This window comes from Mycobacterium sp. TH-M11 (assembly GCF_057473725.1).
In genome coordinates, this window is the sequence record NZ_JBYCLD010000107.1 from 1 (window position 1) to 2,360 (window position 2,360).

Here is a 2,360-nt window from a genome sequence, read left to right on the forward strand (position 1 = left end):
TAACTTGGCGGCGCGATCGTTGGGTGATTAGCGCGCGCGGGCGGGCTGGGTGAGAATTCCGCGCGTGACCGGGTTGGCGGTGGATCCTGGGGTGCTGTCGGCTGCGGGCGCCGCCGTGGTGGGCGCCGGTGACGGTCTGGCCGCGAATCTCATGGTGCTCACGGGCGGTTTTGCGGCCAGCACCGGACACGATCATGCCGGGACGGCGTTCGGGTTGGCGTATCAGTCTGCGGCGGAGGCGTTGTTGAGCGCGGCCGCGGCCGTGGTCAATGCGTGCCGGTTCAACGGGGCCAAGATCCAGCTGTCGGCGGCGAACTATTCGCGGGCTGAGGCGGCGTCGACGTTGGGTGGGGGTGCCGGGGTGTTGTCGGCGCCGCCGGATCCGGTCAGGGTCACCGCGCCCGGGCCGCCGGGGACCTTGGGTCCGGGACAGCCGCCGCCGCCGTGGTGGGCGGTGGTGCAGTCGTTCGTCGACGACGTGTGGCCCGACGCCGATGTGGGCGCGTTGTATGCCGCGGCGGGGTGTTGGCGTAGTTTCGGGGCGGCGATCGGCGGGGTGCCGGGTGCGCTGAGTGCGTCCAATGCGCTCGTCGGTGGGCAGCAGATCCCCGAAGGCCCGCACATCGGCGAGGTGTTGTCCCAGATCGGTGAGCACGCCAACAGCGTCGGCGCGCAATGCGGGAAGCTGGCCGCGACCCTCGATGAGTTCGCCGAGCAGGTCAGCCAGGCGCAGAGCGCGATCCGGGATCTGTGCCACCGACTGGGTTCGCTGGCCGATATCGGCCACGATGTGGTGTTGATCTTCGAGGGCAAGGCGTTCGACGAGGTCAAAAAGGTCGCCGCGGACATCAACGCCGTGCTGCATTCCCTGGGTCGGGAAGCCCGGGCATGGGAGCAGTCGATGGATGCGGGCGTGCAGGTCATCGACGGCCTGGTGGTCGGGATGGAAAGGTTCCTGCGCGGCCAGTTCACCCATTTTCTGGGGCAGGAGGTCGGCAATCAGGTTGCGGCGACGTTCGAGACCTGGGTCAACACCGGTGAGGGGTTCCTCAAGGGCGCCTACGAGATGGCCAAAGGGATCGAGGGGTTGGATCCGCGGTGGTTCCTGCTGGACCCCGAGGGCGCGGCGGCCGCCTGGAAGGGCATGACCAGGACGGGTCTGCTCAACCACATCCTCGACCCACACGACGCCGTCGAGGCCGACACGCAGATGGTCACATCGCTGCTGCACCTCGACGATTGGCGCGGCGATCGGCCGGGACTGGGGTTGGGGGAAAACCTCTTCGACGTCGCGACGCTGGTCGTTCCCGGGGCCGGTGAGGCCGGTGCCGGGGCCAAGGGGGCTGCGGCGGCGGCGCGGGCCGCCGAGGAAGGCGGTGAAGCCGCCGATGCCGCCGGGGCTGCCGGGCGCGGTGCGGGAGCCGCCGGTCGGGTCGCCGGTGCCGGCGGCGCGTTGGGCGATATCGGCAAGGCCGGTTCCGGGCTGACCAAAGACCTCGACGGCCTCAGCCGGGACCTGACCCCCAGGGCCGAGGCCCCGCTGGCTGGCCAACCCGTGGCGCTGCCGCCCGACAAACCGCCCGCGGCGCCCGTCGAGCACGCACCGCACCCGGCCGACCACACGCCCGCGGGTGGCGCGCACGAGCCGGCACCGGCACCCGCGGCGGCCCCGCACGAGCCGGCGGCACCCGCCAGCGCCCCCGATGAACCCGGCCCGGCACCCGCGGGATCTTTGCATGAGCCCTCACCCGCCAGCGGAACGCGTGAACCGGTGGCTACACCGGTGGCTCGCCCACATCAGCCCGAGTGGGTACCCGCCGTTTCGTCTCGGCGCCTGCCGTCGGCGGCTCCGCAGCAGCTGGCCGAACACGTACCGGCCAGGGCGCCCGCCCCGCCCGGCCCAGCACCCGCCGAAGCGGCACCAGCACCGGCTGCCGCGGCGCCCGCACCGCGCCCGCCGGCGGCCAACTTCACGCCCGCCGGCGGTCACCCCGCCGAACTGCCCACACGACGCGGCGATGGGATGCACGCGCCCGGTGATGGTTTCCCACCTGGCAACAGGTCCCATGACGCGGAAGGCCGTGGTCCGCATGACGACGGCGACAAAGGTTCACGGGATGGCCACAAACCTGGGCTGAAGCGTCAGGAGGGAAATCCGCGCGAGGCGGGTGACGGCTCTACGCCACACGATGGTGACGTCAACGAAGCGCACGACGGAGATGGGTTCGTCGGGCCATATCGCTTACCAGCCCCAGAACTTGTTACTCCGCCCGCGGATGGCGCCTTTTTCTGGTCCGGAAGAACCACCGATGGTCTCGGAATTGGTCCGACGTCAGCTGGCGGGAACGGCGCCGCCGATT

The 2,360-nt window shown here is 71.1% G+C and carries 1 protein-coding gene; it reads left to right on the plus strand.

Annotated elements, in window-relative coordinates; translation table 11 throughout:
* Positions 1-64 precede the first annotated feature (64 nt).
* Positions 65-2,360: WXG100-like domain-containing protein (locus AC2VOG_RS04650; protein ID WP_486938748.1), on the plus strand; the 2,296-nt coding region annotated here is incomplete at its 3' end.